Annotated in this window: 27 protein-coding genes and 1 pseudogene; 23 read left to right on the forward strand and 5 right to left on the reverse strand. The window is 39.1% G+C overall.

What is annotated here, in order from left to right:
• The first annotated feature begins 736 nt into the window (after positions 1 to 736).
• The 22 genes from HMPREF0106_RS17150 (at position 737) to HMPREF0106_RS17045 (ending at position 21,129) form a co-directional block, all read left to right on the forward strand.
• Complete coding sequence (locus HMPREF0106_RS17150; RefSeq protein WP_157133800.1) at positions 737 to 2,053, forward strand: hypothetical protein; 1,317 nt, start codon at positions 737 to 739, stop codon at positions 2,051 to 2,053.
• Positions 2,054 to 2,055: 2 nt separating this feature from the next.
• Entirely contained in the window at positions 2,056 to 2,994 is a 939-nt protein-coding gene (locus tag HMPREF0106_RS17145) for a glycosyltransferase family 2 protein (protein WP_050427860.1), read from the forward strand.
• A gap of 3 nt (positions 2,995 to 2,997) precedes the next feature.
• Entirely contained in the window at positions 2,998 to 4,212 is a 1,215-nt protein-coding gene (locus HMPREF0106_RS17140; protein WP_009039464.1) for an O-antigen ligase family protein, read from the forward strand.
• A gap of 11 nt (positions 4,213 to 4,223) precedes the next feature.
• Positions 4,224 to 5,324, forward strand: coding sequence for a glycosyltransferase family 4 protein (locus HMPREF0106_RS17135; RefSeq protein ID WP_157133801.1), 1,101 nt, complete (start codon positions 4,224 to 4,226; stop codon positions 5,322 to 5,324).
• 1 nt (position 5,325) lies between these two features.
• On the forward strand, positions 5,326 to 6,441 hold the full coding sequence (locus HMPREF0106_RS17130; protein WP_009039466.1) for a polysaccharide deacetylase family protein: 1,116 nt from the start codon (positions 5,326 to 5,328) through the stop codon (positions 6,439 to 6,441).
• Between the two features lie 2 nt (positions 6,442 to 6,443).
• Complete coding sequence (locus tag HMPREF0106_RS17125; RefSeq protein WP_009039467.1) at positions 6,444 to 7,358, forward strand: ATP-grasp fold amidoligase family protein; 915 nt, start codon at positions 6,444 to 6,446, stop codon at positions 7,356 to 7,358.
• Positions 7,355 to 8,458 (forward strand): glycosyltransferase family 4 protein, encoded by a 1,104-nt coding sequence (locus HMPREF0106_RS17120; RefSeq protein ID WP_009039468.1) that lies wholly within the window; start codon positions 7,355 to 7,357, stop codon positions 8,456 to 8,458. The genes HMPREF0106_RS17125 and HMPREF0106_RS17120 overlap by 4 nt, the downstream gene beginning before the upstream one ends.
• Before the next feature lie 554 nt (positions 8,459 to 9,012).
• Positions 9,013 to 9,138, forward strand: a complete 126-nt coding sequence (locus HMPREF0106_RS27760) for a hypothetical protein (RefSeq protein WP_232286767.1) — start codon at positions 9,013 to 9,015, stop codon at positions 9,136 to 9,138.
• 217 nt (positions 9,139 to 9,355) lie between these two features.
• Positions 9,356 to 9,862: a nucleotidyltransferase domain-containing protein gene (locus HMPREF0106_RS17110; RefSeq protein ID WP_157133802.1), complete on the forward strand. Its 507-nt coding sequence runs from the start codon at positions 9,356 to 9,358 to the stop codon at positions 9,860 to 9,862.
• Between the two features lies 1 nt (position 9,863).
• Complete coding sequence (locus tag HMPREF0106_RS25410; RefSeq protein ID WP_009039470.1) at positions 9,864 to 10,517, forward strand: acyltransferase family protein; 654 nt, start codon at positions 9,864 to 9,866, stop codon at positions 10,515 to 10,517.
• Positions 10,518 to 10,996: 479 nt separating this feature from the next.
• Positions 10,997 to 12,091 carry a glycosyltransferase family 4 protein gene (locus HMPREF0106_RS17100; RefSeq protein WP_009039472.1) on the forward strand — a complete coding sequence of 365 codons (1,095 nt, stop codon included), beginning with the start codon at positions 10,997 to 10,999 and terminating at the stop codon, positions 12,089 to 12,091.
• A 93-nt stretch (positions 12,092 to 12,184) separates the two neighbouring features.
• On the forward strand, positions 12,185 to 13,228 hold the full coding sequence (locus HMPREF0106_RS17095; protein ID WP_157133803.1) for a glycosyltransferase: 1,044 nt from the start codon (positions 12,185 to 12,187) through the stop codon (positions 13,226 to 13,228).
• Positions 13,210 to 13,836, forward strand: coding sequence for a hypothetical protein (locus HMPREF0106_RS17090; protein ID WP_009039474.1), 627 nt, complete (start codon positions 13,210 to 13,212; stop codon positions 13,834 to 13,836). The genes HMPREF0106_RS17095 and HMPREF0106_RS17090 overlap by 19 nt, the downstream gene beginning before the upstream one ends.
• On the forward strand, positions 13,833 to 14,288 hold the full coding sequence (gene pssD / locus HMPREF0106_RS17085; protein WP_009039475.1) for a PssD/Cps14F family polysaccharide biosynthesis glycosyltransferase: 456 nt from the start codon (positions 13,833 to 13,835) through the stop codon (positions 14,286 to 14,288). The genes HMPREF0106_RS17090 and pssD overlap by 4 nt, the downstream gene beginning before the upstream one ends.
• Positions 14,285 to 14,752 carry a glycosyltransferase gene (locus HMPREF0106_RS17080; RefSeq protein ID WP_009039476.1) on the forward strand — a complete coding sequence of 156 codons (468 nt, stop codon included), beginning with the start codon at positions 14,285 to 14,287 and terminating at the stop codon, positions 14,750 to 14,752. The genes pssD and HMPREF0106_RS17080 overlap by 4 nt, the downstream gene beginning before the upstream one ends.
• A 20-nt stretch (positions 14,753 to 14,772) precedes the next feature.
• Positions 14,773 to 15,528, forward strand: coding sequence for a glycosyltransferase (locus HMPREF0106_RS17075; protein WP_009039477.1), 756 nt, complete (start codon positions 14,773 to 14,775; stop codon positions 15,526 to 15,528).
• Entirely contained in the window at positions 15,525 to 16,430 is a 906-nt protein-coding gene (gene rfbA / locus HMPREF0106_RS17070) for a glucose-1-phosphate thymidylyltransferase RfbA (RefSeq protein WP_009039478.1), read from the forward strand. The genes HMPREF0106_RS17075 and rfbA overlap by 4 nt, the downstream gene beginning before the upstream one ends.
• Before the next feature lie 12 nt (positions 16,431 to 16,442).
• Complete coding sequence (locus tag HMPREF0106_RS17065) at positions 16,443 to 17,576, forward strand: dTDP-glucose 4,6-dehydratase (RefSeq protein ID WP_009039479.1); 1,134 nt, start codon at positions 16,443 to 16,445, stop codon at positions 17,574 to 17,576.
• A 2-nt stretch (positions 17,577 to 17,578) separates the two neighbouring features.
• Positions 17,579 to 18,160, forward strand: a complete 582-nt coding sequence (gene rfbC / locus HMPREF0106_RS17060; protein ID WP_009039480.1) for a dTDP-4-dehydrorhamnose 3,5-epimerase — start codon at positions 17,579 to 17,581, stop codon at positions 18,158 to 18,160.
• A gap of 530 nt (positions 18,161 to 18,690) precedes the next feature.
• On the forward strand, positions 18,691 to 19,680 hold the full coding sequence (locus HMPREF0106_RS17055; protein WP_009039481.1) for an NAD-dependent epimerase/dehydratase family protein: 990 nt from the start codon (positions 18,691 to 18,693) through the stop codon (positions 19,678 to 19,680).
• 7 nt (positions 19,681 to 19,687) lie between these two features.
• Positions 19,688 to 20,686, forward strand: a complete 999-nt coding sequence (locus tag HMPREF0106_RS17050; RefSeq protein WP_032851204.1) for an MraY family glycosyltransferase — start codon at positions 19,688 to 19,690, stop codon at positions 20,684 to 20,686.
• 5 nt (positions 20,687 to 20,691) lie between these two features.
• Positions 20,692 to 21,129: a WbuC family cupin fold metalloprotein gene (locus HMPREF0106_RS17045; protein WP_009039483.1), complete on the forward strand. Its 438-nt coding sequence runs from the start codon at positions 20,692 to 20,694 to the stop codon at positions 21,127 to 21,129.
• Between the two features lie 276 nt (positions 21,130 to 21,405).
• Here HMPREF0106_RS17045 and HMPREF0106_RS17040 read toward each other — a convergent pair whose 3' ends face one another.
• The 3 genes from HMPREF0106_RS17040 to HMPREF0106_RS17035 all read right to left on the reverse strand — a co-directional run bounded on the left by HMPREF0106_RS17040 (position 21,406) and on the right by HMPREF0106_RS17035 (position 22,592).
• Entirely contained in the window at positions 21,406 to 21,828 is a 423-nt protein-coding gene (locus tag HMPREF0106_RS17040) for an N-acetylmuramoyl-L-alanine amidase (RefSeq protein ID WP_004309229.1), read from the reverse strand.
• A 5-nt stretch (positions 21,829 to 21,833) separates the two neighbouring features.
• The gene (locus HMPREF0106_RS27020) at positions 21,834 to 21,941 is read right to left on the reverse strand and encodes a smalltalk protein (protein ID WP_151920958.1); all 108 of its coding nucleotides are present in this window, start codon (positions 21,939 to 21,941) and stop codon (positions 21,834 to 21,836) included.
• A gap of 162 nt (positions 21,942 to 22,103) precedes the next feature.
• Complete coding sequence (locus tag HMPREF0106_RS17035) at positions 22,104 to 22,592, reverse strand: DNA-binding protein (RefSeq protein ID WP_004303576.1); 489 nt, start codon at positions 22,590 to 22,592, stop codon at positions 22,104 to 22,106.
• A 219-nt stretch (positions 22,593 to 22,811) separates the two neighbouring features.
• On the opposite strand from HMPREF0106_RS17035, the pseudogene HMPREF0106_RS25775 reads away from it, so the two are divergent.
• Positions 22,812 to 23,030 (forward strand): annotated as a pseudogene (locus HMPREF0106_RS25775) (DUF4248 domain-containing protein).
• A gap of 181 nt (positions 23,031 to 23,211) precedes the next feature.
• On the opposite strand, the gene HMPREF0106_RS17030 reads toward HMPREF0106_RS25775, so the two are convergent.
• Complete coding sequence (locus HMPREF0106_RS17030; RefSeq protein WP_009039484.1) at positions 23,212 to 25,053, reverse strand: DUF3987 domain-containing protein; 1,842 nt, start codon at positions 25,051 to 25,053, stop codon at positions 23,212 to 23,214.
• A 27-nt stretch (positions 25,054 to 25,080) separates the two neighbouring features.
• Positions 25,081 to 25,710 (reverse strand): BT4734/BF3469 family protein, encoded by a 630-nt coding sequence (locus HMPREF0106_RS17025; RefSeq protein ID WP_009039485.1) that lies wholly within the window; start codon positions 25,708 to 25,710, stop codon positions 25,081 to 25,083.
• Between the last annotated feature and the right edge of the window lie 174 nt (positions 25,711 to 25,884).

The raw sequence follows: 25,884 nt of genomic DNA on the forward strand, positions 1-25,884 counted from the left end.
AAGTGACAGGATGGCACACGTTTCAGCGGTATATCATACCATCATCTCAACCTGTAAGATGCAGGGTGTGTCTGTGCTTGATTATTTCAAGAGATTTTTCAGCGAAATTGTTAAAGGACGTAGGGATTATGAACATTTGTTACCCTTGACAATCGGACTGGAGTAATAACAAATATTAAAAATCAGTATCTTTTTTGACGTTATTTATGAGGGAACCGCCTTGTGGCGGCTTTCCTTGGGGTACACGTCAAAATTGGACGCTAACATATAAAAATAGCGAATACCTATCTTTATGATAGGTTAGTTAGCGTCCAAAAAGACGTATATGAAATTCCCTAAAGAATGAAGACATTTGCAACTGTAACCTTGTGGATAGTGCTAGGTTGTATCGATTACGAGAATCTATTACCGATAACTATCGGGATAAGAAATAAACATTAAAAGAAAATTTTTATTTTGGCATTTTTTATAAAAAAAGCCTCTGAAGTGCGGACTTTACTATATGATATGTCAAAATTGGTGCTAACCCCCAATGTCAGATTATACATCAAATAATAAGCGAATAGCGAAGAACACGATGTTTTTGTATATCCGAATGTTTTTCTCGCTGATAGTGTCTTTGTATACGTCAAGGGTGGTGCTTAATACCCTTGGTATTGTAGATTATGGAGTGTATAACACAGTGGCGGGATTTGTCACTATGTTTGCGTTCCTTAATTCTACATTGTCTGCAAGCATGCAGAGATTTTATAATTATGAAGGAGCTCGCGATGGTATAGAAGGATATAAGAGAGTATATTCAGTTGGTATACTAATCCATGTGATTGTTATGCTGATCATTCTTGTATTGTTGGAGACTATTGGTATCTGGTATATAAACAATGTGATGGTTGTACCTGAAGATCGCTTAGTAACAGCAAATGTCGTATTCCAATTCTCTGTTGCATCACTTTGTCTGTTGGTGATGACGATACCGTATATAGGAGCTGTAATGGCATCAGAGAGAATGGACTTTTATGCAATAGTAAGTGTGATGGATACCTTGTTTAAATTGCTTTGCATATTGGCATTGCCTCATCTTCCATTTGACAAGTTATCTACTTATGGAGCATTATTGCTGCTTATTTCCATAATGGATTTCTTGGCATATTCAATATATGTAAAGCGAAAGGTTTTAAAGTTCAAACTTGAATTGCACGCTGATAAGTTATTAATTAAACAGCTCTTATCATTCTCGGGGTGGAATGTCATAGGAACCTTTGCATTTATGTTAAAGGGGCAAGCCTTAAATATGTTGCTCAATTATTTTTTCGGACCTGTCATTAATGCGGCCCGTGGTGTTGCTTACCAGATAAATGGGGCCATCAGTTCTTTCTCTTCGAACATTGTAGTGGCTTATAGACCTCAGATTGTACAAGCGTATTCCAGAGGCGAAGAGTCAAGAGTAAATTTTTTATTTTTCTCACAATCCAAGATTTGTTTTGCACTAATTGCTTTATTGATCACTCCAATAATAATCGATATTGACTATATCTTGGGTCTTTGGTTAGGGGATGCTGTGCCCCAATATACGGACATCTTTGCTACTTTGGTTTTGCTTGATTCTTTGGTCTGTACGCTCAACGCCCCATGTACACAAGTTGTTTTTGCTACAGGAAATATTAAAGGTTACCAAATCGCCTCTTCATGTGTTAATCTATTACTCTTGCCTGCATGTTGGCTCTTTCTGTACCTCGATTTTGATGCCACATCAACGTTTGTTATAACCATAATATTTTCAGTTCTGAATCAGGTTGTATGTGTAATTCAAATGCTGAAAGTATTTAACCTGAATGTTAAACAGTATTTATTAAAGGTTATTGTTCCATGTATGGCATTCATTTCCTTGTGTTCGCTTCCGGGATATTTAGTTTACATAAATATGAATCAATGCATCCTTCGATTAGTATGTATTGGATGTGTAAGTGTCCTTTGGGGATCCGCTTTAGCATATTTATTACTCTTTGATAGTAGTGAAAGAAAACGAATTATAACAATGATAAAGCACAAGTGATTATGCCAAAGCTTTCTGTGATTGTCCCAATCTATGGGGTAGAAAAATATATAGAAAGGTGTGCTCGTAGTCTATTCGAGCAGACACTTGAGGATATTGAATATATTTTTATTGACGATTGTACCCTCGATAAATCTATTGGGATTCTCAAACGACTTATCGAAGAGTATAGAACAAGTCTTAAAGAGAAAAATTATTCTGTGACTATTGAGAAAATGCCAAAGAATACAGGACTACCTGGTGTTAGAAAATATGGAATACAACTGGCTACAGGGGAATATGTAATTCATTGTGATTCTGATGATTGGGTGGATTTTGATATGTATCGTCTAATGTATGAAAAAGCAAAAGCAGATGATGCGGATGTTGTTTCTTGTGGTTATATAGTACATGATGGTGACCGACACCTTCGTCAAATGAAGGAGACTCCTAAAGTTTTGAAGGAGGATGCGATTAAGCAAATGATGCTGCAACAAACCCATTGGGTACTTTGGAATAAGCTATTTAAAAGGTCATTATACAATAACCCACTTATATATCCTACAGAGAATATGGGAGAGGATATGGCTCTTTCATTACAATTAATGTATTATTGTAATAAGATGAGCTATATAGATGATGATTTATATTATTATTTTTATAACCGAGAATCTTTAACAAATACAAAGGACGAAATAGCTTCTTTGAAGCGATTTAGTCAAACACATAGGAATTGTGAATTAGTGTATGACTTTTATTCATCTAAAGGTGATTTCAAGGTATACAAAAAAGCATTAGAATGGCTCAGGATGGTTGTAAAAATGCACATAGATAAAAGTACACATAAGGGTAAAATTCTATGGAAGTCAACTTATTTTCATGTAGAGTTTAAGTTATTGTTTAATCCCTTAATAACTAATGAACAAAGAAAGATTGTTTTACGAAAAATTCTTCGAAGATAGGACATGAACACAAAAGCATTATCATCATATCAACTAACCTTAGCATACATAACTATTTTTTTATGGATAGTATGGAGACCATTCTCTTTGATGGTTATTCATTTTGATGCTGGTCAGCGTGTATCTATACTTTTCTTGGTATTATGTTTGTTCTTTACAGGTTCATTATTGGTTAAATTTATATTTACAAAACCTATTTCATTACTCTCTTGGGTGTGTATCTATGGATTTGTGAATGCCATAATAAAACATTCTGCTCTCTTAGAGCAAGATAATGGGTACTTCTACCTCATGTATCATACAGTAATGCCTTTTTTGTTATTTGTTATAGCAATTCTATGTTTTGAGAATGATTTTGAAAAGACTGTTAGAGTAGTATCCAGAGCTTTGGTTGTCTATTCAATAATAACCATCGCTTTTGCGGGGAACATTACCGGAAATGAGAGAATGGAGTCTGGTTCAATAAACATTAATGAAGTTGTTCTTTATTGCTTGTGTGGCGTTAGTTTTATGTTTTTAAGATATGTAAGAGGTCAAATTTCCAAAACTGAAATGCTTACGGTCGCTTTCCCCATCTTTGTTAGTGTGATGGCTGGATCTCGTATGGGGCTACTTACACTCTTCATTATTGTGATTGGATTATTATCCTCCAAATTAGATTTTAAAAAAACAGGAACATTTATATTCTTGATAGTAGGTAGTATTGTGTTATATTTTGGTATTGACTATATATTGCATAATACTTTTGCTGGTGAGCGAGTACTAGGAACCCAAAATGAAGTAAATGATAGATATGCAGATTTCAAGACAGGAACCATATTGGACTTATTGGGAGATAGAGGTTTTATGTATTATTATAGTTGGCCTCTTTTCTTAGAACACCCAATTACAGGAATTGGTCTCTACAACTATATTCAATATAGCCCTTGGGGAATGCGCCTTCATACTGAATATGCAACACAATATGTAGAAAATGGATTACTTGGTTTTATTCCATTCATTTCCTTTTTGATCATTTTATTGAAGAAGCTTAAGATAACAAAAAAAGAAAATAAAATATTGAATGAGGTTAACAGTATAAAAATGATATTTTTTATCTTGTCATCTGTATTGTTTTCAAATCTAGTACTGTGGTCTTTTGACATGGTATGTGTTTATTTGGTATATGCTATGGTTGCGGTATATCCATCGCATAACTCGAAACTTCATTTGAAATAAAGATAATGATTATGAGAACAGTACTATTTTTTTCTTCACTTTATCCGACAATAACTGGAGGAATGGAGGTATATAATTATCATCTTTCAAACAAGTTGCTTAATGGTGATAGAGATGATATTATTATGGTTACTTCAGACCCATCTCGAAAGGCTAGTAGTAAGGTCGTCAAAGTTAGTAATCGGTTGTTTTTGACACGCAGATGGGGGCTTGATATATTATCAATGTTTGTGTGTTGTCTCTTTTCGTCCAAGACAAAGATTAGAGATTGGAACTGTATAATGGTTCCATATACAAGCAGTTTTGAACTGAGTGTATGGCCAATTCTATTATTTCAAAAACTATTTGGCTTTAAGTACTCCATTCATTGTCATGGAGGGGGTGCCAAACCTTGGAAGTATTTTAACCTGCAGAAATCTTTTTTTGATAAGGCTATTCACAAGGCAGCAGTGTCTGAAGCGTTAAGAGTAGAATACAGCAAGCGTCTTGGATATGAATTGGAATATCTACCACCATTGGTCGAGTTCACTTCTCCTCAGGAAGATGTCCAGTCTCTTAAGAAAAAATATGGTGTAGAGCGTTTCAAAAAAGTGATTCTTTATGTAGGAAGTATTAAGCCTTTGAAAGCTCCTGAGGTTCTTTTGAAAGCATATAGCTCTTTTAGTGCAGATGTAAAGTCAGATACTTGCCTTCTTTTCGCAGGAGATGGTCCATTGCGTAAGGAACTGGAGCAGAAGTATGTATCAGATTCAATTATCTTTTTGGGTAGTGTACCTAACAACAAAGTATGCGAACTTTTTACATTGGCGGACTACTACTGTATTCCTTCGTGGTTTGAGGGGACATCGGTCTCTCTCTTAGAAGCAATGAGTAAACAATGTTGTTGCATAGGTACAGATGTTCAAGGTATCAATACTATGATTCAGAATGACGTTACAGGGCTTTTGTTTCTGAAAGATGATGATGTCGCACTCTCACAATTGTTCTTGAAGGTGTTGAATAACGAGCCGCTCTCACATAGTCTCGGATTGAAAGCGGCAGAGTTCTACAATACACATTATTCGTATTCCAATCATATATCTCAAGTTCTTGAATTCATAGATTATAAATAATATGCGCAACGTAATCATGATGCACAGTGTAGGTAGCATACACACAAGTTGGAAAGAGGCTTGGCTATCTATCGAAACTCAGCAGTTTAAATATTTGTGCAAATATTTAAAAAGACATAAGTATCGCACCCATTATCTTGACTATTGGTATATTAATGAAGGAAAAGGTATTGATAAGAAAGATCTTTTCTTGACATTCGATGATGGATATCTGGATAACTTGCTTGTTGCATATCCGATAATGAAGAAGTACGGCATTAAGGGTACAATCTTCATTAATCCTGAGTTTGTTGATCCTAGTTCTGGTATTAGAACATTGGAAAGCAATAAGGGAGAGACAAGAGGTTTTCTTAATTGGGATGAAATCAAGTTTCTGGATAAGACAGAGGAGTTTGATATACAATCTCACAGTATGTCACATAACTTCTATTTTAAGTCAGACAAGTTGATAGACATTCATGATGGTAGTGACAAATATCATTGGTTAGCTTGGATAAGCAGGCCTAAGCGTAAACCATTCTGGCAACTTGAATCACAAGGAAACTTTACTCCTAAAGGTTATCCGGTATTTGAGTATTATAGAGCTTTGGGACTTCGCAGATATTTTCCAGATGAAGAATTGATTAAGTTATCAGAAGAACTGTATAATGAGAATACTCCAAAGGAACAAATTATTGAACAACTGAATTTTTTTAAGAAAACACATCCTGGTAGATTTGAGAGTGATTCTGAAATGGAAGAACGCTTCAAATATGAGCTTTTTGATAGCAAGAGAATACTCGAAGAAAAGTTAAACAAACAGATAACGATTCTTTGTTGGCCAGGAGGCGGTTATAACGATGCTTCATTACGTATTGCTCAAGAGGCTGGATATTGGGCGTCAACAATAGCTTCGGCAGATAATACGGGGTTCTTTGATAACTCAGGAAATATCTACAAACGAATTGTAAGATATCCAATGTCTTCAAATGTAAAATGTGGACAATGGGTGGGAAAAACAAGAGTCGTGATTGCGACCCTTCCTGCACATCTTGTTGTAAAAATGAAACTCGAAGAAGGAGATTTCATGTGGAAACTATTTAGTAAAATCAGAGGTTTAATTAATAGAATGAAATAGCTATGAGACCAATATTATATTATCTGAAGCATCCAAAGGATACTGCAGTGTTTGCATTTATGAAGATAGCACCATTTCTACCAGATTCTCTCCATCTACGTATTCTTTATAGGATTGAAATGGGTAAAAGACTCAATTTGTCTAACCCGGTTACTTTTTGTGAGAAACTACAGTGGCTGAAACTCTATAACAGAAAACCAGAATACACTAAGATGGTGGATAAACTTGCGGCGAAAGAATATGTTGCAAGTATAATCGGTAATGAATACATTATTCCTGTTTTGGGAGTTTGGAATAATCCTGAGGAAATTGACTTTGATAGTCTTCCAGTACAGTTTGTACTTAAAACTTCTCATGGAGGTGGCGGAAACGGAGTAATAATCTGTAAGGATAAATCTAAACTGGATATTAATGGTACAAGAAAGAAGTTGAAAGAGCTTATGAAGCAGGATATTTATCGCTCTCGTGTAGAATGGCCATATAAAGATGTCCCTAAGAGGATATTTGCTGAAAAATTTATGGTTGATGAAAGTGGAAATGAACTGAAAGACTATAAACTTCTGAATTTTGGAGGTGAGCCTCTCTATATAGAGGTAGATAGTGGCCGTTTTACTGATCATATCCGTAATATATATAATACTCAATGGGAGTTTCAGAATATCGCCATAGGTTATAGGAATGACCTTGGTGTACATTTTGAGAAGCCTAAAGAATTGAAAAAAATGGTTGATTTGGCGAGAGTCCTTTCAAAAGGTCTTCCTTTTTTGCGGACTGACTTTTATGTAATTAATGACAAAATATATTTTGGTGAGCTTACTTTTTTCCAGAGAAGTGGATTTACTTCGTTCACTCCTTCATCTGTAGATTTAGCTCTGGGAAATAGGATCGTCTTACCAGTTAAAACAACCCAGAAGTGAAAATAGTAATAATCACCGACCATCTTCGCGGAGGTGGAAAAGAAAGAAGATTAATAGAGCTGATTAAAGTTCTATCAACTTCGAACGATAAATATCAGTTTGTCATCATTATGATGGATGGTAAGAGCGAGGAGGATATTGCATATAAGTATATTCTGGAGTGCGATATCCCTGTCATCTACCTCGGAGGAATGAGTCGTATTAAGCAGATATCGAGAATCTACTCGATCTGCAAGAGCGAGAAAGTGAGTCTTGTTCATTTCTGGGCACCAATAATCTATGGATATTGTCTCGCTCCCATTCGTTTGTTTTTGCATATACCAATGATTAGTTCCTCCATAACTAGTGCTCGCAAGCAGGGAGGTAACAAGTTTTGGATGTGTAAACCTTCATATCTGTTGTTTGATAAGATTCTCTCTAACTCTTATCAGGCGTTGAAGATTAACGAGGTTCCGAAACGGAAGGCAATCTGCATATACAATGGTTATAATCCAGAACGTTCTTTTATTAAGACACAAGCAGAGGAAATACGAAAACGTTACAATATAAAGACTACTCATATTGTTTCAATGGCCGGAGAGTATTCTTACCGCAAGGATTATCCTCTTTTCGTAAAAGCTGCAAACAGAGTGCTTGAGCAGAATCCGGATGTCACATTTCTCGCTATGGGTAGTGGAGATTCTACTCCATACGAAGAACTCATTGCGCCAAACTGTAAAGACCGCATTAGATTTGTCGGACGTGTGACTGATGTGGAATCTGTTTACAATGCTAGTGATGTAGTGGCACTTGCTACAACCGTCGAGGGTGTGAGTAATGCAATTATGGAAGGAATGGCGCTTGGAAAACCGATAGTATCAACAAAAGGACCATTCGTTGGAACTTCGGAGATTGTAGAGCACGGTATAAGCGGATTCCTTACAGAGTATCACGATGATAAAGTATTCGCAGAATATATCCTATGCCTTCTTTCCGATTCAGAGCTTCAACAGCAGATGGGTGAAAGAGGAAAGCGGATTGTAGAGGAAAAGTTTAGCATTGAGCAAATGATTAGTGAGTTTGTAAAAGTGTATGATATGTACAATAGTAAGAATTCATAAGCATGCTGTTTAATTCCTAACTTAATTTGTTTCTTCATCTTTCTATTGTATTGGATGATATCAGTCACATACAACAAGGCGAGAAATCTAGTATTGCGATATATGAGAGAATTCTTCAAATAAATTGTAATTAACAAATACTATATAATATATGATACACAAATTTTGGCTAATGCTATTTTACGGAATAGCCAACCATCTCCCAGATTCGTATACAATGTTTTTGGGCAGACTTTCTAATAAATTACGCATTATTATATGTAAACATATCTTTAAAGAATGTGGAAAGGTAACAACCATCAATCGAAATATCTATTTCGGAAATGGCAAAAACGTAGAGATTGGAGATTATAGCGGGATTGGTTCAAATTGCGTTTTGCCAAATGATATAAAGATTGGTAAATATGTAATGATGGGACCAGAACTTTATTGTCTAAGTTACAGTCACATAATAGATAATCCTGATATCCCGATGTGTCAACAGGGGGGGGGTAAGGTGTTCATATTCAGGGATTTGTATCGGAGATGATGTCTGGATTGGTGGCAAGGTAATTATTACAAAGGGACGGCACATCGGTAATCATAGTATTTTGGGTGCAGGTGCTGTAGTAACAAAAGACGTTCCTGACTATGCAGTTGTGGGCGGTAATCCTGCAAAGATTCTAAAAATGCGTAAATAATCATCGTAAATTTTATGTTCAGCAAATGAGTTTTTCATACATTATATTGCTTTTTAAAAAACATAAGAAGCATTTGCCCGAGAGATTGAAGGGTACGTTTATTGGCGAGTTTTGTCGCTATGGTTTTATGATTTTCCTTTCTGCCTGGATACTGCAAGGAGTTAGGATTACTAATTGGCGAGAGGTGGTGATTCGCTATGCGATAGATATCATACTTATGGCAATTATGATTTCTTTTGGGGTTCATTGGGCATTGGCATTCTTTATTGCTCATAGCATTAACTTCACTTTGAACGGTCAGCTCTTCGCTATGTACACCCACATGGGTGCTACCGGTGTAAAGGCAGAAAAGTTCTTGAATGACACAATCAAGATGAGCAAGATGATCGAGAAGCATAAATTCATTCGTGCTTCTATCGCCTATGGCTCATTGTCAAGGGGATGCTATAAGAGGACTTCAGATATTGATATCCGCTTGATACCGGCAGAAGGAGGATGGTGGGCAACGGCTTTCTATGCAGTATGGCTTAGGACATGGGCATTTTTCGTTCACTATCCGCTTGATATGTATTGCTATGATCCGAAGGTGGTAGTTAAGAAGATGCGTTCGGACGAGCTACCTATTATGGTGAATGAGAGGGACAAATGTATGATGCAATGGTATCCAGAGCGAGTAGAGTTTGACGAGTTTATCAAGATATTTACCGAAGCAAATATTAAGTAATATGACACGAACGAAACGATACGATTGGGTTGATTTCATGAGAGGAATAATGATGTTCTTGGTGGTGCTGTATCATAGTGAAGTTTATTATGGTTCCGGACATTCATGGAGCTGGATATTCGAACCTTTCTTTCTCTCAGGTTTCTTCTTCATCAGTGGATATCTCTTCACAAGAGATATTACTAAAGTAGATTTCATGTCAAAGCTTAAGCAGGTGTTTAGGGCTATCATAGTACCGTATTTCATATTTGTGATAGTGATGGCTTTTCCAAAGATAGTATTGGGACATTCGAATGCACAACAGATTCTTATTGACATTGTCATGTTAAGAGCATCGTGGTTCGTTATTGCCATTGCAGTAATGCAGTTGCTATATGCTGCTATATTATACATTAGGCCATCTGTGCCAAGTATAGTTGTTTCCACAGCCTTTATGTTTTTGATAGGTTATGCATTTGTGCTGATGTATCGTGACTGTCAGCAGTGGTGGGTAGAGAATCTATGGTTATACTCAAATGATTTACCAAACCGACTGCCGGCATGCTTGAATCTTGCACTTGTGCAGAGTCCATTCTTTGCGTTGGGAATACTTTTCAAATATTTTGAAGGTAGTATTTTAAATATGTCATTTGTGGTGGGGGGGGTAAATCGTTGATAATCAGTATGCTGTTGTATGTTGTGTTGTATATTTGGATAGATCATTCTTATATAGGTAGCTCAATGTGTGTAGCGATGGATCAATACAATAATATATTACTTATCTTTTTAATAGGACTGATAGGGATCTGGGCATTAATGTGCATAAGCAACAGGATACAGAACGGAAAATTGCTGAACTATATCGGCAAGTATTCGATATTGTTTTACTTTTTAAATGGTGCAACCCTCACATTCGTATCAGCATTGATGAAGAAGGTTGCCTTTATGGATCCTGATAACTATTTCAATCAGTTCCTTGTTGCGGTTATCGCTACAGTTGTTATGTTTCCTTGTGTATGGTTTATCAACAAGTATTTGCCTCTGCTTAGTGGCAATAAAGATAGTTTCAATAAGTTGTCGAAAAAATTGGGACTCAGAATTCAATGGTAGTTCTAGAACTACCTGAATAATAGAAGATAATTCTTTGAAAGAATAATGAAAGTATTGAATTTGATTTGGGGCTTCACTTTAGGGGCTGGTATAGATAAGTGTTTTCTTACCTATGCTAGATTGGGTGAAGTGGATAAGGAGGTGGAAGTCCTGTCCGTCTGCATTAATTTACAAAATCTCAACTCTCATATAGAGCCACTTCGTGAGATAGGAGCTGAGTTTATAAATATTAAAAGCAGGACAGACTTTTCTTGGGTTAATAAATTGAAGGAACTTGTAGATAGGGAGCAGCTCGACATAATATTTACCCATGGTTTCAATGGTGCCATTGTCGTGCTGATAGAGCGTTTGTTTAAAGGGGTAAAGTTACCTGTAGTATTCTCCTACCATGGCCTTTATAATCCTCCGACTCCTTCGCGAAAGTTTATAGCACCCGTGTTTAATGGTTTGCCAATATGGATATATAAGCACTTAGCCAAGAAGGTGGTCAGTGTTTCTGATGATTCGGGCAGGCAACTGATTACTCGTGGTGTTCCTCCATCAAAGGTGGTAACTGTATATAATGGAATTAAGGATATCTGTACTGATACTAAGGTGGAGATGAATAATGATGTAGTAAACATCGTGAGCTGTTCGCGAATTGATGCCATCAAGGGATTAGATGTACTTCTTGACGCATTAGCTATATTGCGAGATAAAGGCTTGATGTTCCATTATTATATGATTGGCGAAGGTCCGGAATTGGATTCACTGAAAAAACATTGTGCAAGCTTAAATCTAAATGATTATGTCACCTTTGCAAGTTATCAGACAAATATTGCAGAATGGTTGAATGGGGCTGATATTTTCACTATTACATCCTATCAGGAGAATCATTCGATTGCTGTTTTGGAGGCTATGCGGGCAGGTAAAGCAATTGTTGCCACAAATGTTGGTGGTAATGGAGAATCAATCAGAGATAGTTATGAGGGGTATCTCGTACCGGCTGGTGACACAGATGCATTAGCTGACGCTCTCGAAAAACAGATTAAGAATGGGGATTTAAGACTCCGGTTCGGAGATATGGCAAGAAAACGATTCGTCAATCTATTTACTGAAGAGGTTATGATGAAGAGTCTTGTAAAAGTTCTGAAAAGTTAAATGAAAGTCTTATTATACACTATAGAAATGGTAAAAGGCGTTGAGCGTCTGATGCCATGGAGGACTCTAATAGAAGTTGCAAAGCTTGCTTCTATGGAGATAGAGATCGCTATTTGTTCGGCTCAAGTGCCAGAAGAGGTGCGTGAGTATGAAGGGGTGAAAATCTATTCCATCGATTATGGAATAGTTGCTTTCCGGCAGTTTGTTATTGATGGAGGATGGGATGTGGTTTACTATCCCATTACATACCGTCAAGGTCTGAAAAATATGAGTGGGCTTACTACAATACCAGCAAGAAAGATAGCTTACATTCCTGGTGGCTTATGTCCATTGAGTGGATCCATGAAACTTATTCAGATGGGAGAAGTAAAGCGTGCTTTACCATATCTATTGGATACCGTCACTCCGCATAATCTCATTGCAAAGAAACTTCTTGATGCAGGATTTGAGTCAATCGTTTGTCAAACTCCTTTAACTTCAGAAGATGCTGCTCGAAGCGGTTGGGACAAGGTCGTTACAGCTTTACCCGGAAATATTTCTAACTCAAACTTAGATGCATTTGACGAAAGCTATTATGAGAAACTGGGATTGAAGAAACAGAAGTTCGTTTTGTTCAGTGGTGCTCCTGCTCTGACACGAGGTTCCATTCTCGCAATGAAAGCTTTCGATAAGGCAGCAGATAGGTTACCAGATACGAAGATGGTGATGCTGATGCGTAGGGATGTAAGTAGCGATTTTACAGCTTTTGATAAGGCTGTATCTGAAATAAAGAACAAAGACAGGTTTATAATTAGTTACGACAGGGTATCCCCCAACCAATTGTTCTACTTTTTCAAGAAAGCGTGGGTTGCAATGCTACCATTCTTGGTCGTACCGTCAGAGATTCCGCTGACATACTTCGAGGTTATGCAGTGGGGCATACCGATACTCACTTTTGAAAATGGAGGTACAACGGATTATCTGAGGAAAGGCTTGAAGATAGCCAAACATAGGACGGTTTCTTCTTTGGCAGAAGCTATTGTCGAAATTTGCAAAAATACGGAAGAGAGAAATCGTCTTTCGAACAATGCTAAAGAAATAATGTCTAACCATCCATCTTGGAATGAAACATCAAAGAAATGGCTAAGTGTATTATAATTAGTGGTATTGATGGCTCTGGAAAGAGTACGATCATAAATGAAACACAGATGGCTTTGGAGGCCGAAGGCAAAAAAGTGGGATATATTTGGCTCAGATTCAACCACTATCTGACCAAAGGAATGCATGCTATCGCTCGCGTATTGGGATTGAGCGTAAAGGTTCATAACGAGATGGGAGATGTGTGGCAACACAGATTGTATAAGAATCAGGTATTCTGTTCGCTCTATATTCTTACTACCTATTTGGATTCTTGGATGAGTCGATTGAAGTATAATAAAATGGCAAAGGGAAAGGACACCGTAATTTGCGACCGATGGATAACTGATATTTTGGTGGATTTGGCCACAAAGACCCATCGCAAAGACTTTCTTGACTCGAGATGGGCAAAACGATTTATGAAGATATTACCTGAAGGAGCCCGAATGTTTGTGGTCGTGAGAAATACGGAAGCTTTGATAGATTGCCGACTGGAGAATCGAGTGGATCCGAACTTCGAGTTCAGATTGGGGATTTACGAAGACCTCTGCAAGAAACACTATGTTACGGTAGTTGACAACAATGGAACTATAGCCAATAGCGTGAAACAGATTATTGATAGGTTATGAAGAAGGATTTGAAAATTTGTTGCATATCTTCTCATGGTGGACATCTGCATGAGATGATGGGAGCTATGGAAGGAATAAAAGGAAATATCGTATGGTTAACCCATAAAACAAAGGCTTCTCAAGTAACTTTAGAGGGAAAACCACATCATTTCATATTGGATCCTAATGTCAGTAAAATTAAGTTTGGAATTAATACGTTTCAAGCACTTTGGTATTTAATATTAGAGCGTCCCAAAGTAATTGTGTCCACGGGTAGTGGAATAGCACTCCCTATGATGTTACTTGGTAAATATCTTTTTCGCTCTAAATTGGTGTTCGTAGAGTCGGCTGCCATGGTAGTACAGCCATCCAAGACCGGTCGTGCCATATATAAGTATTGTGACTTATTTCTAATTCAATGGGAGTCACTCAGAAAGTTTTATCCTAACGCTAAATTTGTTGGTATATTATGATATTTTCAGGGTTTGGAAATGCGCCAGCTCATATGTCCTTTGATCGTATGGCAGAGGCTGTAGATGAGTTCGCAAAAATTTCAGAAGAAGAGGTACTAGTTCAGACCGGACACACCCAATATCAGTTTAAGTATGCAAGAACTGTCAAGTTTATGGAACATGAAGAATTACTCGAAACCATAAAAAAGGCAAGTCTAGTAATATTACAAGGTGGTTGGGGTACTATTGCTGAGAGTGTTGATTTGGGTAAGAAAGTTATCAGTATTCCAAGACGTGTAGGTCAAGAGTGTAATCACCCTCAGGAAGAGGTTGTTAGGCATCTTGAAAAAATGGGATGTTTGATTGGGTGCTATGATGAGAAGCAACTACCTATGATGGTAGAGAAATCCAGAACTTTCATTCCTAAACAACTACCAAAGGGAAGTGCTAAGAAATTACTTACAGAGTTTTTTGATTCACTATAAATCTTAGTAGAGAGTTAGATATGACAATATCGGTTGTACTGTTAGAGTATCACTCTATCAATGAAATCAGTTTGGCAGTGGATGCCATCCGCAAGCACGATAAAGAGTGCGAAATTGTGGTATCCAGCAATTCGTTATATAATGCAGAGGAGCAGAACAAAGCTAAGGAGGCGGTATCAAATGTCAAGTGGACTTTTAATAAAAAAAACGGTGGTTTCGGATATGGTATGTCCATGGGTGCCAAGGAGGCTGCAGGAGAGTATGTTGTATTCCTGAATTCAGATGTACTACTGCAATCTGATTTCAGCAGTATGATAGCATACATGGAAGAACATAAGAATGTAGGTCTGATTGCTCCAGAACTTGTAGATGAGAATGGAACTGTACAGGATAGCTACAGAAAGACTATCACTCCATGGAATTTCTTTTGGCGACATCTAGAACGCTTTATGCATATAAAGCATGAACTGAAGAAGACAGATCCAATAGTTGTGGATTGGGTAATCGGAGCATTTATGCTTACCAAGAAAGCGTATTTCGATATGGTAGGTGGCTTTGACTATAAGACCTATTTCATGTATGCAGAAGATATGGATTTGTGTCATGAATTGAAACTAAAGGGGCTTGATACAGTTTATTACCCTCTTGTTGCTGCTCAGTATGTGGGTACCCGAGCTGCACGGAGTAATAAGAAGTACACAAAGATATTTTTGTGTTCACTCTTCGGATATTGGAAGAAGAATCTATTCAGAAGAAACAAAAAGCATAATATATGAAAGGTATTGTTCTGGCCGGTGGTAGCGGTACTCGTTTATATCCTATCACCAAGAACATTAGTAAGCAGCTTATGCCTATTTATGATAAACCTATGGTGTATTATCCAATCAGTGTGCTTATGCTTGCGGGTATCAGAGATATTCTTATCATCTCTACACCTCATGATCTTCCTGGTTTCAAAAGACTTCTGGGAGATGGTTCAGATTATGGTGTTCATTTCGAGTATGCTGAACAGCATTCGCCAAATGGACTTGCGCAAGCATTCACCATTGGTGCAGACTTTATAGGTGACGATAGTGTTTGCCTCATTTTAGGTGACAATATATTTCATGGAGCGGGTTTTATCGGTATGCTCAAAGAGGCTGTTCATACAGCAGAAAAGGAGAGTAAGGCGACAGTGTTTGGTTATTGGGCAAACGATCCAGAACGATATGGTGTAGCAGAGTTTGATGTAAAAGGTAATTGTTTGAGTATTGAAGAGAAACCATCTCGTCCTAAAAGCAACTATGCAGTCGTCGGGCTTTACTTTTATCCTAATAAGGTGGTGAAGGTGGCTTCTACAATCCAGCCTTCAGCAAGAGGTGAGTATGAGATCACTACAGTAAATCAGAAATTCCTTGCTGATGGTGAACTCAAGGTTCAGACTCTTGGTCGTGGATTTGCTTGGCTTGATACAGGTACACATGATTCACTCTCAGAGGCATCAACCTATGTAGAGGTACTCGAGAAGAGACAGGGTCTCAAGATTGCATGCCTTGAAGGGATCGCATATCGTCAAGGATGGATTACTGATGAGCGCATGCGTGAATTCGCTCAGCTAATGATTAAGAATCAGTATGGTCAGTATCTACTCAAAGTAATTGACGAATTGAAAGAAGCAGGAAAACCGAATCTCGATTAAAAGAATACAATAATGAAGAATATAGTAATCACTGGTGGTGCAGGTTTTATTGGTAGCCATGTAGTTCGTCTTTTTGTAAACAAATACCCAGAGTACAAAATTATCAACCTTGATACACTCACTTACGCTGGTAACTTGGCTAACCTCAAGGATATTGAGGATAGACCAAACTATAAGTTCGTGAAGATGGATATCTGTGACTTCGATGCATTCTACAAATTGATGCAGGATGAACAGGTTGATAGCATTATCCATCTTGCAGCAGAGTCTCATGTAGATCGTTCTATCAAAGATCCTTTTACTTTTGCTAAGACTAACGTGATGGGTACTCTCTCTCTTCTTCAGGCAGTTAAGCTCTATTGGGAGTCGCTTCCTGATAAATACGAGGGTAAACGTTTCTATCACATCTCTACCGATGAGGTATATGGAGCACTCACTATGAATCATCCTGATGGCATCGAGCCTCCATTCATAACCAAGGCTAGTTCTGAAACTCACCATCTTGCTTATGGAGATGACTTCTTCTATGAGACTACAAGGTACAATCCTCATAGTCCTTATTCTGCCTCCAAGGCATCAAGCGATCATTTTGTCCGTGCATTCCACGATACTTATGGCATACCAACTATTGTGACTAACTGTTCAAACAATTATGGCCCTTATCAGTTCCCAGAGAAGCTTATTCCTCTCTTCATCAACAATATCCGTTATCGTAAACCACTTCCTGTTTATGGAAATGGAGAAAATGTACGCGATTGGCTATTTGTAGAGGATCACGCACACGCTATCGACCTTATCTTTCATAAGGGCACTATCGCTGAAACCTACAATATTGGTGGTTTCAACGAGTGGAAGAATATCGATATTATCAAAGTTATAATTAATACCGTAGATCGCCTTCTCGGTCGTGTAGAGGGGGAAGACATGGATCTTATCACTTATGTAACTGATCGCCTTGGTCACGACGCTCGTTACGCGATTGACTCTACAAAACTTCAGAAAGAACTTGGTTGGGAACCAAGTCTACAGTTTGAGGAAGGTATAGAGAAGACAGTACGCTGGTATCTTGATAATCAGGAGTGGCTGGATAATGTGACTTCTGGAGATTATCAGTCGTATTACGATAATATGTATAAAGGTAGATGAGCATGGAAGTAATCAAAACAAAAATAGATGGAGTTGTCGTCATTGAGCCTAAAGTGTTCAAGGATACAAGAGGTTATTTCTTAGAGAGTTTTTCACTGAGAGAGTTCGAGAAGAAAGTTCGCAAAATTAGTTTTGTACAGGATAACGAGAGCATGAGTTCTTATGGAGTTATGAGAGGTTTCCACTTTCAGTTTCCTCCTTATACCCAGAGCAAGCTTGTACGTTGCGTGAAGGGAAGGGTGCTTGATGTAGCAGTAGATATTCGCAAGGGTAGTTCGACTTATGGTCAGCATGTGGCAGTAGAACTCAGCGAAGAGAACCATCATCAGTTTTTTGTACCAAGAGGTTTTGCACATGGCTTTGCAGTACTTTCTGAGATCGCAGTATTTCAGTATAAGTGCGATAATTTCTATAATCCTCAGGCGGATGGTGGAATTTCTATCAAAGATGAGGGCCTTGGGATTAATTGGATGATTCCTTCTGAGAGTATTATTCTTAGCGAAAAAGATACGAGACACACTTTCCTAAAGAATTTTGACTCCCCGTTTTCTATTGATATGAATTTTTATCCGGAGTTTGAATAATGAATATTTTAGTAACAGGTTCTAATGGTCAACTAAAAAATAAGATGCGTATCATTAATAAAGAGGGTATAGATAAGTATATCTTTACTGATATTACAACAAGAAGGTGTAGAGACTAGTATTTTGACATAACGGATTTTGAAGCTATTCGTGAGATAGTAGCTGAGTATCTGGTAAATGCAATCGTAACGATTTTATCTACTACTTAGCGACTCCTCCACTAATATCAATCTTAAAGGCGATCCTTTTTTATCCATTCGATTTATCTAAAGTTTCAAGTCATAAATCTGAATAGAATTTCCGCTATTGAAGACCGTTCTAAATTTTTTGATGCAATTGACATGGTTTCTTAACGAGAACTATGGAGAAGCATATTGAGAAAAGAGGACTACATCACATCTGGCAGAATCAGTTTAGCTACAAGCTAATGTCAAATTTAAATGTATTAATTAACAAAACTCAAATTGGGCATCTTTCAAATGTTCAAACAAAGGGTAATGTCCTTTTGAGTACTTACAATAAGTTATTATATGAACATCCTCATTACCGGAGTCCACGGTTTCGTCGGCTCTAATTTAGTGAAGGCTCTCGCGCCTGAGAATACAATATATGGTTTGGATATTGTAGCTCCTGAGAAGGAAGGTGTAATAAAGACTTTCTCATGGGACGATCTAGGCAGTATTGACTTCCCGCAGATTAATGTTGTTATTCATCTTGCGGGTAAGGCCCATGACACTCGCAATAAGAGTGTGGCGGATGTGTATTTCAAAGTAAATACAGGTCTTACTCAACGTATTTTTGATTGGTTTCTTACCAATGGGTCAGCAAAGAAATTTATATTTTTCTCTACAGTAAAGAGTGCTTCAGACAAAGTAGAAGGCAAATGCCTTACAGAAGAATGCGTTCCCACTCCCGTAGGCCCTTATGGAGAGAGTAAAATTAAAGCGGAGGATTATATAATCGGGCATTTTGCCCCTGAAGCACTTAAACGTCCTTATCACAATTTTGATGATGGCGACTCTCTTGTAAAAGGGAAGAATGTATACATTATACGCCCTTGTATGATTCACGGACCTGGAAACAAGGGTAACCTCAATCTTCTTTATGGAGTAGTGAGCAAGGGGATTCCATGGCCTCTTGGTGCTTTTGAGAATCATCGGTCGTTTACTAGTATTGGAAATCTTTGTGTAGTAATTGACGGATTTTTAACTAAGAATGTACCTTCAGGTATTTATCATATGGGAGACGATGAAGCTCTTTCAACTAATGAACTCATTCAAGTTATTTGTGAGGCTCTTGGTAAGAAAGCTCATATATGGTGCATTCCGAAAGGTCTGATGAACGGAGTTGCAAAAGTGGGTGGTTGGTTTCATCTTCCACTCAATCCTCTTCGAATGCAGAAGCTCACAGAAAACTATGTAGTGAGTAATGCCAAGATTAAGGCTGCTCTTGGCATTACGCGGATGCCGGTAAGAGCGAAGGATGGATTGATGGACACTATTAGAAGTTTTAAGCAGTAGAATGATTATGAATGCATACTTGACTTACGGAATTATTTTTGTGATTCTATTGGCATTAGAGTTATGCTATTTCAAGGTAGCTGACCATTTTAACATCATTGACAAACCCAACGAACGTTCATCACACTCTACGATAGTATTACGTGGTGGCGGAATCATCTTCTTGATTGGTGTATGGATTTGGAGTGTCTTCTTTGGATTTCAATATCCCTGGTTTCTGGTAGGCCTGACGCTTGTAGCAGGCATTAGCTTTGTAGATGACATCCATTCATTACCGGACTCTGTAAGATTGGTCGCTCAGTTTGCAGCTGCCGCAATGGCATTCTATCAGCTCGGCATATTGCATTGGTCAATGTGGTGGATAATATTACTGGCACTAATCGTCTATGTCGGTGCCACGAATGTGATAAACTTCATGGATGGAATCAATGGTATCACAGCAGGCTACTCTTTGGCTGTATTGATACCGTTGGCACTGGTGAATATAAATGGTGTTTTTGTAGAACAGAGTTTGATCATATCAACGATTCTTGCTTCATTGGTGTTTTGTATTTTCAATTTCCGTCCGAAGGGTAAAGCGAAATGCTTTGCAGGGGATGTCGGCTCTATTGGTATTGCTTTTATTATACTGTTTCTGTTAGGTAATGTGATGATCAGGACAACGGATATTACTTGGCTGATATTCTTGTTAGTATATGGTGTGGATGGCTGTCTGACTATTGTACATCGTATTATGTTGCACGAGAACTTGGGCGAGGCACATCGTAAGCATGCTTATCAGATTATGGCTAATGAGTTGAAAGTGGGGCATGTAAAAGTTTCATTGCTGTATACGGTTATGCAGTTAGTGATTTCTCTTGGATTTATCTATCTTTGTCCCGATACGGTGTTTGCTCATTGGTTATATTTGGTGAGTGTATCAGCTGTATTGGCTATTGTTTACATATTGTTCATGAAAAAATACTATCAGTTACATGAAGAATATCTCATATCATTAAAACAATAACGATTATGGAATTTAATAAAGAATTTCTAGACAAGCTATTTGAACAGGCCACAGAAAATCCTCGTTTGCGTCAGAACTTTGACCTACGCACTTCATCTGCCGATACCAGTCAACGTATGCTAAACGCATTGCTGCCAGAAACTAAAGTGCCTATTCATCGGCATGAAGATACTACCGAAACAGTAATCTGCCTGTGTGGCAGTTTGGACGAAGTAATTTATGAGGAAGTAGTTTCATATGAGAATGATACGGATGATTTTCAGAAGGAGATGAATGTGCAAGATGTAGTTCGTAAGGTGGAGTATCGAGAAGTACAGCGTATCCATCTCAATCCTACAGAAACCAAATATGGTTGTCAGATACCAAAGGGGGCATGGCATACTGTGGAAGTGATTGAACCATCTGTCATCTTTGAGGCTAAAGATGGAGCTTATGCTCGTTAAACGATGAAAAACAGATGAAATGAATAGGAAGTACTGAAAGTGCTTTTTAATACGTTATGTTATAATTGAACATTTACAATGGAATGAAAAAATGTAGGTCCCTAGATTCATGTGACAAACATAAATCCCTACATTTAGTAGATTAGGAGCAATATAGTGATATTGTCCTAATCTCGCTCTTCATATTAGTGTTAACACTAATATGATTTCCAAAAATACCAACTGTCTGTGAAGATCGTTGATATTTTTTTTATACAATAAGACAGTGGTGGAAATCTAAAAGGATGCTATTTCTGCATACTCTTTCACCGCATCAAAGCACGGACATCCTTTCATTGGATTCAAGTCCCGGTGTCCCACAATCAACGCTTTCGGAAACTGCCTTTTCAACTCCCTCAACAAGGCAAGCAGGGCTCCTTCTTGCTCCAATGTACGCGTATCTTTCGGTTTCCCGTTCGCATCCAATCCTCCCTCATAACAAACACCTATCGAATGGGCATTATGATTACGGCAGTGTGCCCCGACCTTTTCTAACGCACGTCCCCGGTGAATCTCCCCATCGCGAGTAATGTAAAAATGATAGCCCATATCGCGGAAACCACGGTGCAAGATATGATCCTGTCGGCAAGCCTCCGCCGAAAGGGACTTTCCTTCCGGCGTGGCACTGCAATGAATGATAATTAATGTAATAGTCCGCATGGGGGTTACATGCAACTTTGTATTCCGAACACACCTCCGATGGCGGTGGCTACAGTGATAATGATTTTGAGAACTAAGCTCCATACGGAGCGGGGAGATGATGAATTACTCATAATAAGAGGTTTTGAATAAATTAATAATAGTTTTCTTTGTCACAGATTTACTATAGATTTACCACAGATCTACACAGACTCACACAGATAAATAATCGACTACTTTAGTAACTACCAATTCAATATAATCTGTGGAAATCTGTGTAATCAGTGGTGAACCTTTTAAGCAGCCGGGTCAGGTGCTTCGCCACCTCCGTCCGGTTTCGGATCAGGGTTGTCACCCGAATCAGAACCTCCTCCGGCGGTTGTCGGTTTCTGATATTCCGCCTGCTGCTTCAACTGACTGTCGAGTTTCAGATTATTAGTCGACAGATTACCGGTAGCACGAGCTTTCAGACGCATACCGCTAATGTTCTTTTCCAACGAGAACTCTTCCAGCGTATCGGCTGCCTTACTACGAATACCCACACCGAAAATGGCAAGATCATCAATTTTCACACACTTGCCGTCCAGCAACAATTCCTTGATGCAATCTACCATATCCGAAAGCACACCTTTGATGACCCCACCGGAATACGGTGAATTGTGCTTCGACATATGTTCGGCAAGCTTGGCCAAATCAAACGTTTCATCGCTTACTGCACGGGCGAACCACTTACCCGCATTCAAGCCTTTCTTCTGCTGGTTCTGATAAATTTTGTAACGAATCATAAAACAATAAATTAAAGGGTTAAACATATTGTCCGGGGATTCTTTTCCCTTTCGACGATACAAAAATACTACTCCGGATCTCCCGGAAATCAGCTGTGCACGGTTGTGTCTGGTAGCGGTCGGTTATTTGTCATTATAGTCGGTTATTCAATGGAAAAACGTTGGTTATATAGTCGTTTTTTGTTATTTTTGTAACAGTAAATCAGAAATATATCCATCATGAGTGAATTTAAAATACGTGCTTACGGGCGCATGGAACTGGCGCAACTCTATTCTCCGCAACTAACTGACATCGCTGCCTATCGAAAAATGAAGAAATGGATCTCTTTGTGTCCCGGACTTCTACAACGTCTGTAAGACTTAGGCTACGAATCAAAGCGACGCTCATTCACACCGTTGGAGGTGAGAGTCATTGTGGATGCTTTAGGAGAGCCTTAAATAAAGCGTCGCTTTATGGTGTATAAAGCACCGCTTTACGATGTCTAAAGCTTAGCTTTACACCTCCTAAAGCGATGCTTTATGCAGGACAAACGATTGTTTCAGTCAAAACGGATGTGGTAATTGAAATGACTACTGCATCCGTAAGTAAAACAGGTACAGTAGGTACACTTTTTCCGGTTCACTCATACACACACGCACGCGCATACAACCCTTTACCGTCCATACTGATTAATTTTCCGTGTTTGGTGAGACGCTTCAGCCAAGTGAGGGCTGTGTTTTCCTTAATTCCCATGGCAACTGCTTCTTCCAGTAACTGTGTACGAGTAAATTCATCACCCAGTTTCTGGAAGAGATAATCACGATCGGCATTAGGACGGTGGCTGATTTCTGTATTGGGGAGGAACGATAGAATATGCGTGGCATGACAGTAGAGAGGTTCCGCAAGACTAAGCACAGCATGAAAGTCTTCCTGTGAAATGGATACATCCCAACGAGTGATGATGTCATCTTTGCGGTTGTCCGCAGGAATCTCCTTGTCCGGTGTGAAAGGAGAGGTGGGAGAGGTCTTGAAGTCGTAGGGCTGCGGGCTTTCGAGGGCACGCAATACGGCTACTTCCGACATGATTCTGCATAGATTGACGGCCAGACGTGCCACAAAACTATACATTTCCCTTCCATTAGCTACACTGGAGCGTTCAAACAAGTCGGAAAAGACGGTGTCGATTTCTTCTTTTTGTTCATCCGTGAGTTGCAGGGTATGAATGCCGTGCGCTTTTATCACGCTCAACTTTTCTTTCCATTCCAGTCCCATAGCGGTGAATATCTCCTCCCAATCTATCTCGTTGTCCATAAATTGGCTGATCCATTTACTGATTCCGCACATGTAATAATATAATTGGCGGGAGTATGATCCGTCTTCTGCCGTCGGAATGAAAGTTTGCACCTGCGACGGCGTACCCGAAATCAGGACGGAAAGATAGCTTTTCTTCACTTCCCGGTATTCCTGGTCGGTGCGGCGGTTGTAGGACAAGCGGTCGTGGTCGAACGCTTTGCGCAGGGTATCGCTCCAATGACCATGGTCCGATCCGATGGCGGTGGAAAGGGTGTCCGCTTCCGCTTCGCAGATAAGTCCGGTTCCGTCGGAGTCCATGATGTTTTGTAGGATACCCGTACCGGTGTTGTTGCCCGAAATGAGGAACATCCTGTTAGGGGGCATTTGTGGAGCCTCCTTTTTGGTTCGTTCTTTCCCCATAGCATCGTACTCGGCTTTCTCTTTTTTGTATGCTTTCATCTGTATGGCCACTTCTTTGCGGATCTCGTCGTGGATAGGTTCCACGAGTAAGCGGATGTAGGAAAGGATACCTTTGCCGGAAGCCGAAGGAGCCACTACGAAACATTGGAGGCTGGGGTGATGGTATTTGCCGCCATATAGGCATCGCACGTGGCGCGACATACAAGCACCCAGGGCAGTGAGCGCTCCCAATAACATGATGTCGTGTTGTATTGGGCTGCTCCCGGCTTTTATGATACGTTGCAAGAATTCCGGCCAGTTGTTTTTCGGAAAAGTGGGCAATTGATGTTGCGGTTCACTGCCCGGCAATAGTTCTTCTTCCCCTTCTCTTTCTTCGGAGATATTGTCATTCCCTACCTTATTATACGCGCCCGTGTGTGGGGGAAATTTGCGTGCTGTACCTGCTGTACCTTTTGTACCTGTGGGATGTTTGGGCATTTCTTCTATGCAGATGCTTACTCCCGTCGCTTCGGCAAGGTGGAAAGCGGTGCCCAGGTGCACTTCTCCACGTTGGGTGTGGAGTGCGTTGGAGAATACCCGTTCGGCATGTTCGCGCTGATACTTGGGAGATACCCGGCACAGGCGGTGAAAAAACTCACGTCCTGCTTCACCGCAATCCGTTGCGATGGCGAATGACAATTGTACGTATTCAAGATAAGTGGGAGCAATGTCCGCTCCTGCCGTTTCGACTGCTTCGGTGAGACGGCGTAAAGATTCAATATCGGTCATTTTGATTTATGATTTTTGATTTATGATTTATTTGTTGGTGGTTCTGAACAATGCTTCCGGGTCGTAACTAAGGAAACAGGATCTCACGAGGTCTTTGCCGGAGAAATCTACTTTGGATTTCGTTTCGGAAGAAACCGCTGTTACCGTATTGTATGCCGTCTCTACGTACCGCATCGCCCAACTCATGTTTTCTGTGATATTTTTTGTATCATTTGTCGTGGAGGAATAATGGCAAGGAACAAATGCCTTTACACCCAGTCCGCTGGGGCTGATAAAGGTGAGTACAGGTTGTAGGAGAGGATCGTCATAGAGCATACGTCGCATTTCCACTGCTTCCTGATAAGAGTGGAGACCGTCCACATCTACTATCACCAGGTGAGACGGGGAGACGAAATCCTTACAGCTACGGCGGGTGAATGTGCCGCAAGGGGTCACATACGGAAGCAATGATGCTTTGGCGGCTCGTATATCTGTGGCATTCCGTACTTGTGCGGTCAGGGTTTTGAGATTCTCATTGCAAGTAATCATTTGGAAAACTTGTTCGATGGAGACTTCGCAGAAGGGGATAAGCGTGGGAGGAGTCATCAGTCGGCCTTGTTTGTCTTTGATGGGAGCGATAGGTGGCATAAAATAGGACATTCTGTAGTTGTTTGACATCATTTTCTTTTTGTTATAAGTTAAAATGTTTATTTTTGCAAAAAATATGAGTGTGTTTCAAAAACACGGCATGAAGGTAGTAATAACAAAATAGACTCTACCCTGATATGTGAGGATAAAAGTTAAAATATTTAATTATTAAAGTGTGTATTTAACAACAAAAAACAAAGATGA

The sequence above is a fragment of the Bacteroides sp. D22 genome, assembly GCF_000163675.1.
Lineage (GTDB): Bacteria > Bacteroidota > Bacteroidia > Bacteroidales > Bacteroidaceae > Bacteroides > Bacteroides xylanisolvens.

Excerpts from the sequence above, each read along its gene's own strand:
- HMPREF0106_RS17150 (WP_157133800.1), top strand. The coding sequence starts at position 737 with ATGCAGAGATTTTATAATTATGAAGGAGCTCGCGATGGTATAGAAGGA.
- HMPREF0106_RS17145 (WP_050427860.1), top strand. The coding sequence starts at position 2,056 with ATGCCAAAGCTTTCTGTGATTGTCCCAATCTATGGGGTAGAAAAATAT.
- HMPREF0106_RS17140 (WP_009039464.1), top strand. The coding sequence starts at position 2,998 with ATGAACACAAAAGCATTATCATCATATCAACTAACCTTAGCATACATA.
- HMPREF0106_RS17135 (WP_157133801.1), top strand. The coding sequence starts at position 4,224 with ATGAGAACAGTACTATTTTTTTCTTCACTTTATCCGACAATAACTGGA.
- HMPREF0106_RS17130 (WP_009039466.1), top strand. The coding sequence starts at position 5,326 with ATGCGCAACGTAATCATGATGCACAGTGTAGGTAGCATACACACAAGT.
- HMPREF0106_RS17125 (WP_009039467.1), top strand. The coding sequence starts at position 6,444 with ATGAGACCAATATTATATTATCTGAAGCATCCAAAGGATACTGCAGTG.
- HMPREF0106_RS17110 (WP_157133802.1), top strand. The coding sequence starts at position 9,356 with ATGGCAATTATGATTTCTTTTGGGGTTCATTGGGCATTGGCATTCTTT.
- HMPREF0106_RS25410 (WP_009039470.1), top strand. The coding sequence starts at position 9,864 with ATGACACGAACGAAACGATACGATTGGGTTGATTTCATGAGAGGAATA.
- HMPREF0106_RS17100 (WP_009039472.1), top strand. The coding sequence starts at position 10,997 with ATGAAAGTATTGAATTTGATTTGGGGCTTCACTTTAGGGGCTGGTATA.
- HMPREF0106_RS17095 (WP_157133803.1), top strand. The coding sequence starts at position 12,185 with ATGGAGATAGAGATCGCTATTTGTTCGGCTCAAGTGCCAGAAGAGGTG.
- HMPREF0106_RS17090 (WP_009039474.1), top strand. The coding sequence starts at position 13,210 with ATGGCTAAGTGTATTATAATTAGTGGTATTGATGGCTCTGGAAAGAGT.
- pssD (WP_009039475.1), top strand. The coding sequence starts at position 13,833 with ATGAAGAAGGATTTGAAAATTTGTTGCATATCTTCTCATGGTGGACAT.
- HMPREF0106_RS17080 (WP_009039476.1), top strand. The coding sequence starts at position 14,285 with ATGATATTTTCAGGGTTTGGAAATGCGCCAGCTCATATGTCCTTTGAT.
- HMPREF0106_RS17075 (WP_009039477.1), top strand. The coding sequence starts at position 14,773 with ATGACAATATCGGTTGTACTGTTAGAGTATCACTCTATCAATGAAATC.
- rfbA (WP_009039478.1), top strand. The coding sequence starts at position 15,525 with ATGAAAGGTATTGTTCTGGCCGGTGGTAGCGGTACTCGTTTATATCCT.
- HMPREF0106_RS17065 (WP_009039479.1), top strand. The coding sequence starts at position 16,443 with ATGAAGAATATAGTAATCACTGGTGGTGCAGGTTTTATTGGTAGCCAT.
- rfbC (WP_009039480.1), top strand. The coding sequence starts at position 17,579 with ATGGAAGTAATCAAAACAAAAATAGATGGAGTTGTCGTCATTGAGCCT.
- HMPREF0106_RS17055 (WP_009039481.1), top strand. The coding sequence starts at position 18,691 with ATGAACATCCTCATTACCGGAGTCCACGGTTTCGTCGGCTCTAATTTA.
- HMPREF0106_RS17050 (WP_032851204.1), top strand. The coding sequence starts at position 19,688 with ATGAATGCATACTTGACTTACGGAATTATTTTTGTGATTCTATTGGCA.
- HMPREF0106_RS17045 (WP_009039483.1), top strand. The coding sequence starts at position 20,692 with ATGGAATTTAATAAAGAATTTCTAGACAAGCTATTTGAACAGGCCACA.
- HMPREF0106_RS17040 (WP_004309229.1), bottom strand. The coding sequence starts at position 21,828 with ATGCGGACTATTACATTAATTATCATTCATTGCAGTGCCACGCCGGAA.
- HMPREF0106_RS27020 (WP_151920958.1), bottom strand. The coding sequence starts at position 21,941 with ATGAGTAATTCATCATCTCCCCGCTCCGTATGGAGCTTAGTTCTCAAA.
- HMPREF0106_RS17035 (WP_004303576.1), bottom strand. The coding sequence starts at position 22,592 with ATGATTCGTTACAAAATTTATCAGAACCAGCAGAAGAAAGGCTTGAAT.
- HMPREF0106_RS17030 (WP_009039484.1), bottom strand. The coding sequence starts at position 25,053 with ATGACCGATATTGAATCTTTACGCCGTCTCACCGAAGCAGTCGAAACG.
- HMPREF0106_RS17025 (WP_009039485.1), bottom strand. The coding sequence starts at position 25,710 with ATGTCAAACAACTACAGAATGTCCTATTTTATGCCACCTATCGCTCCC.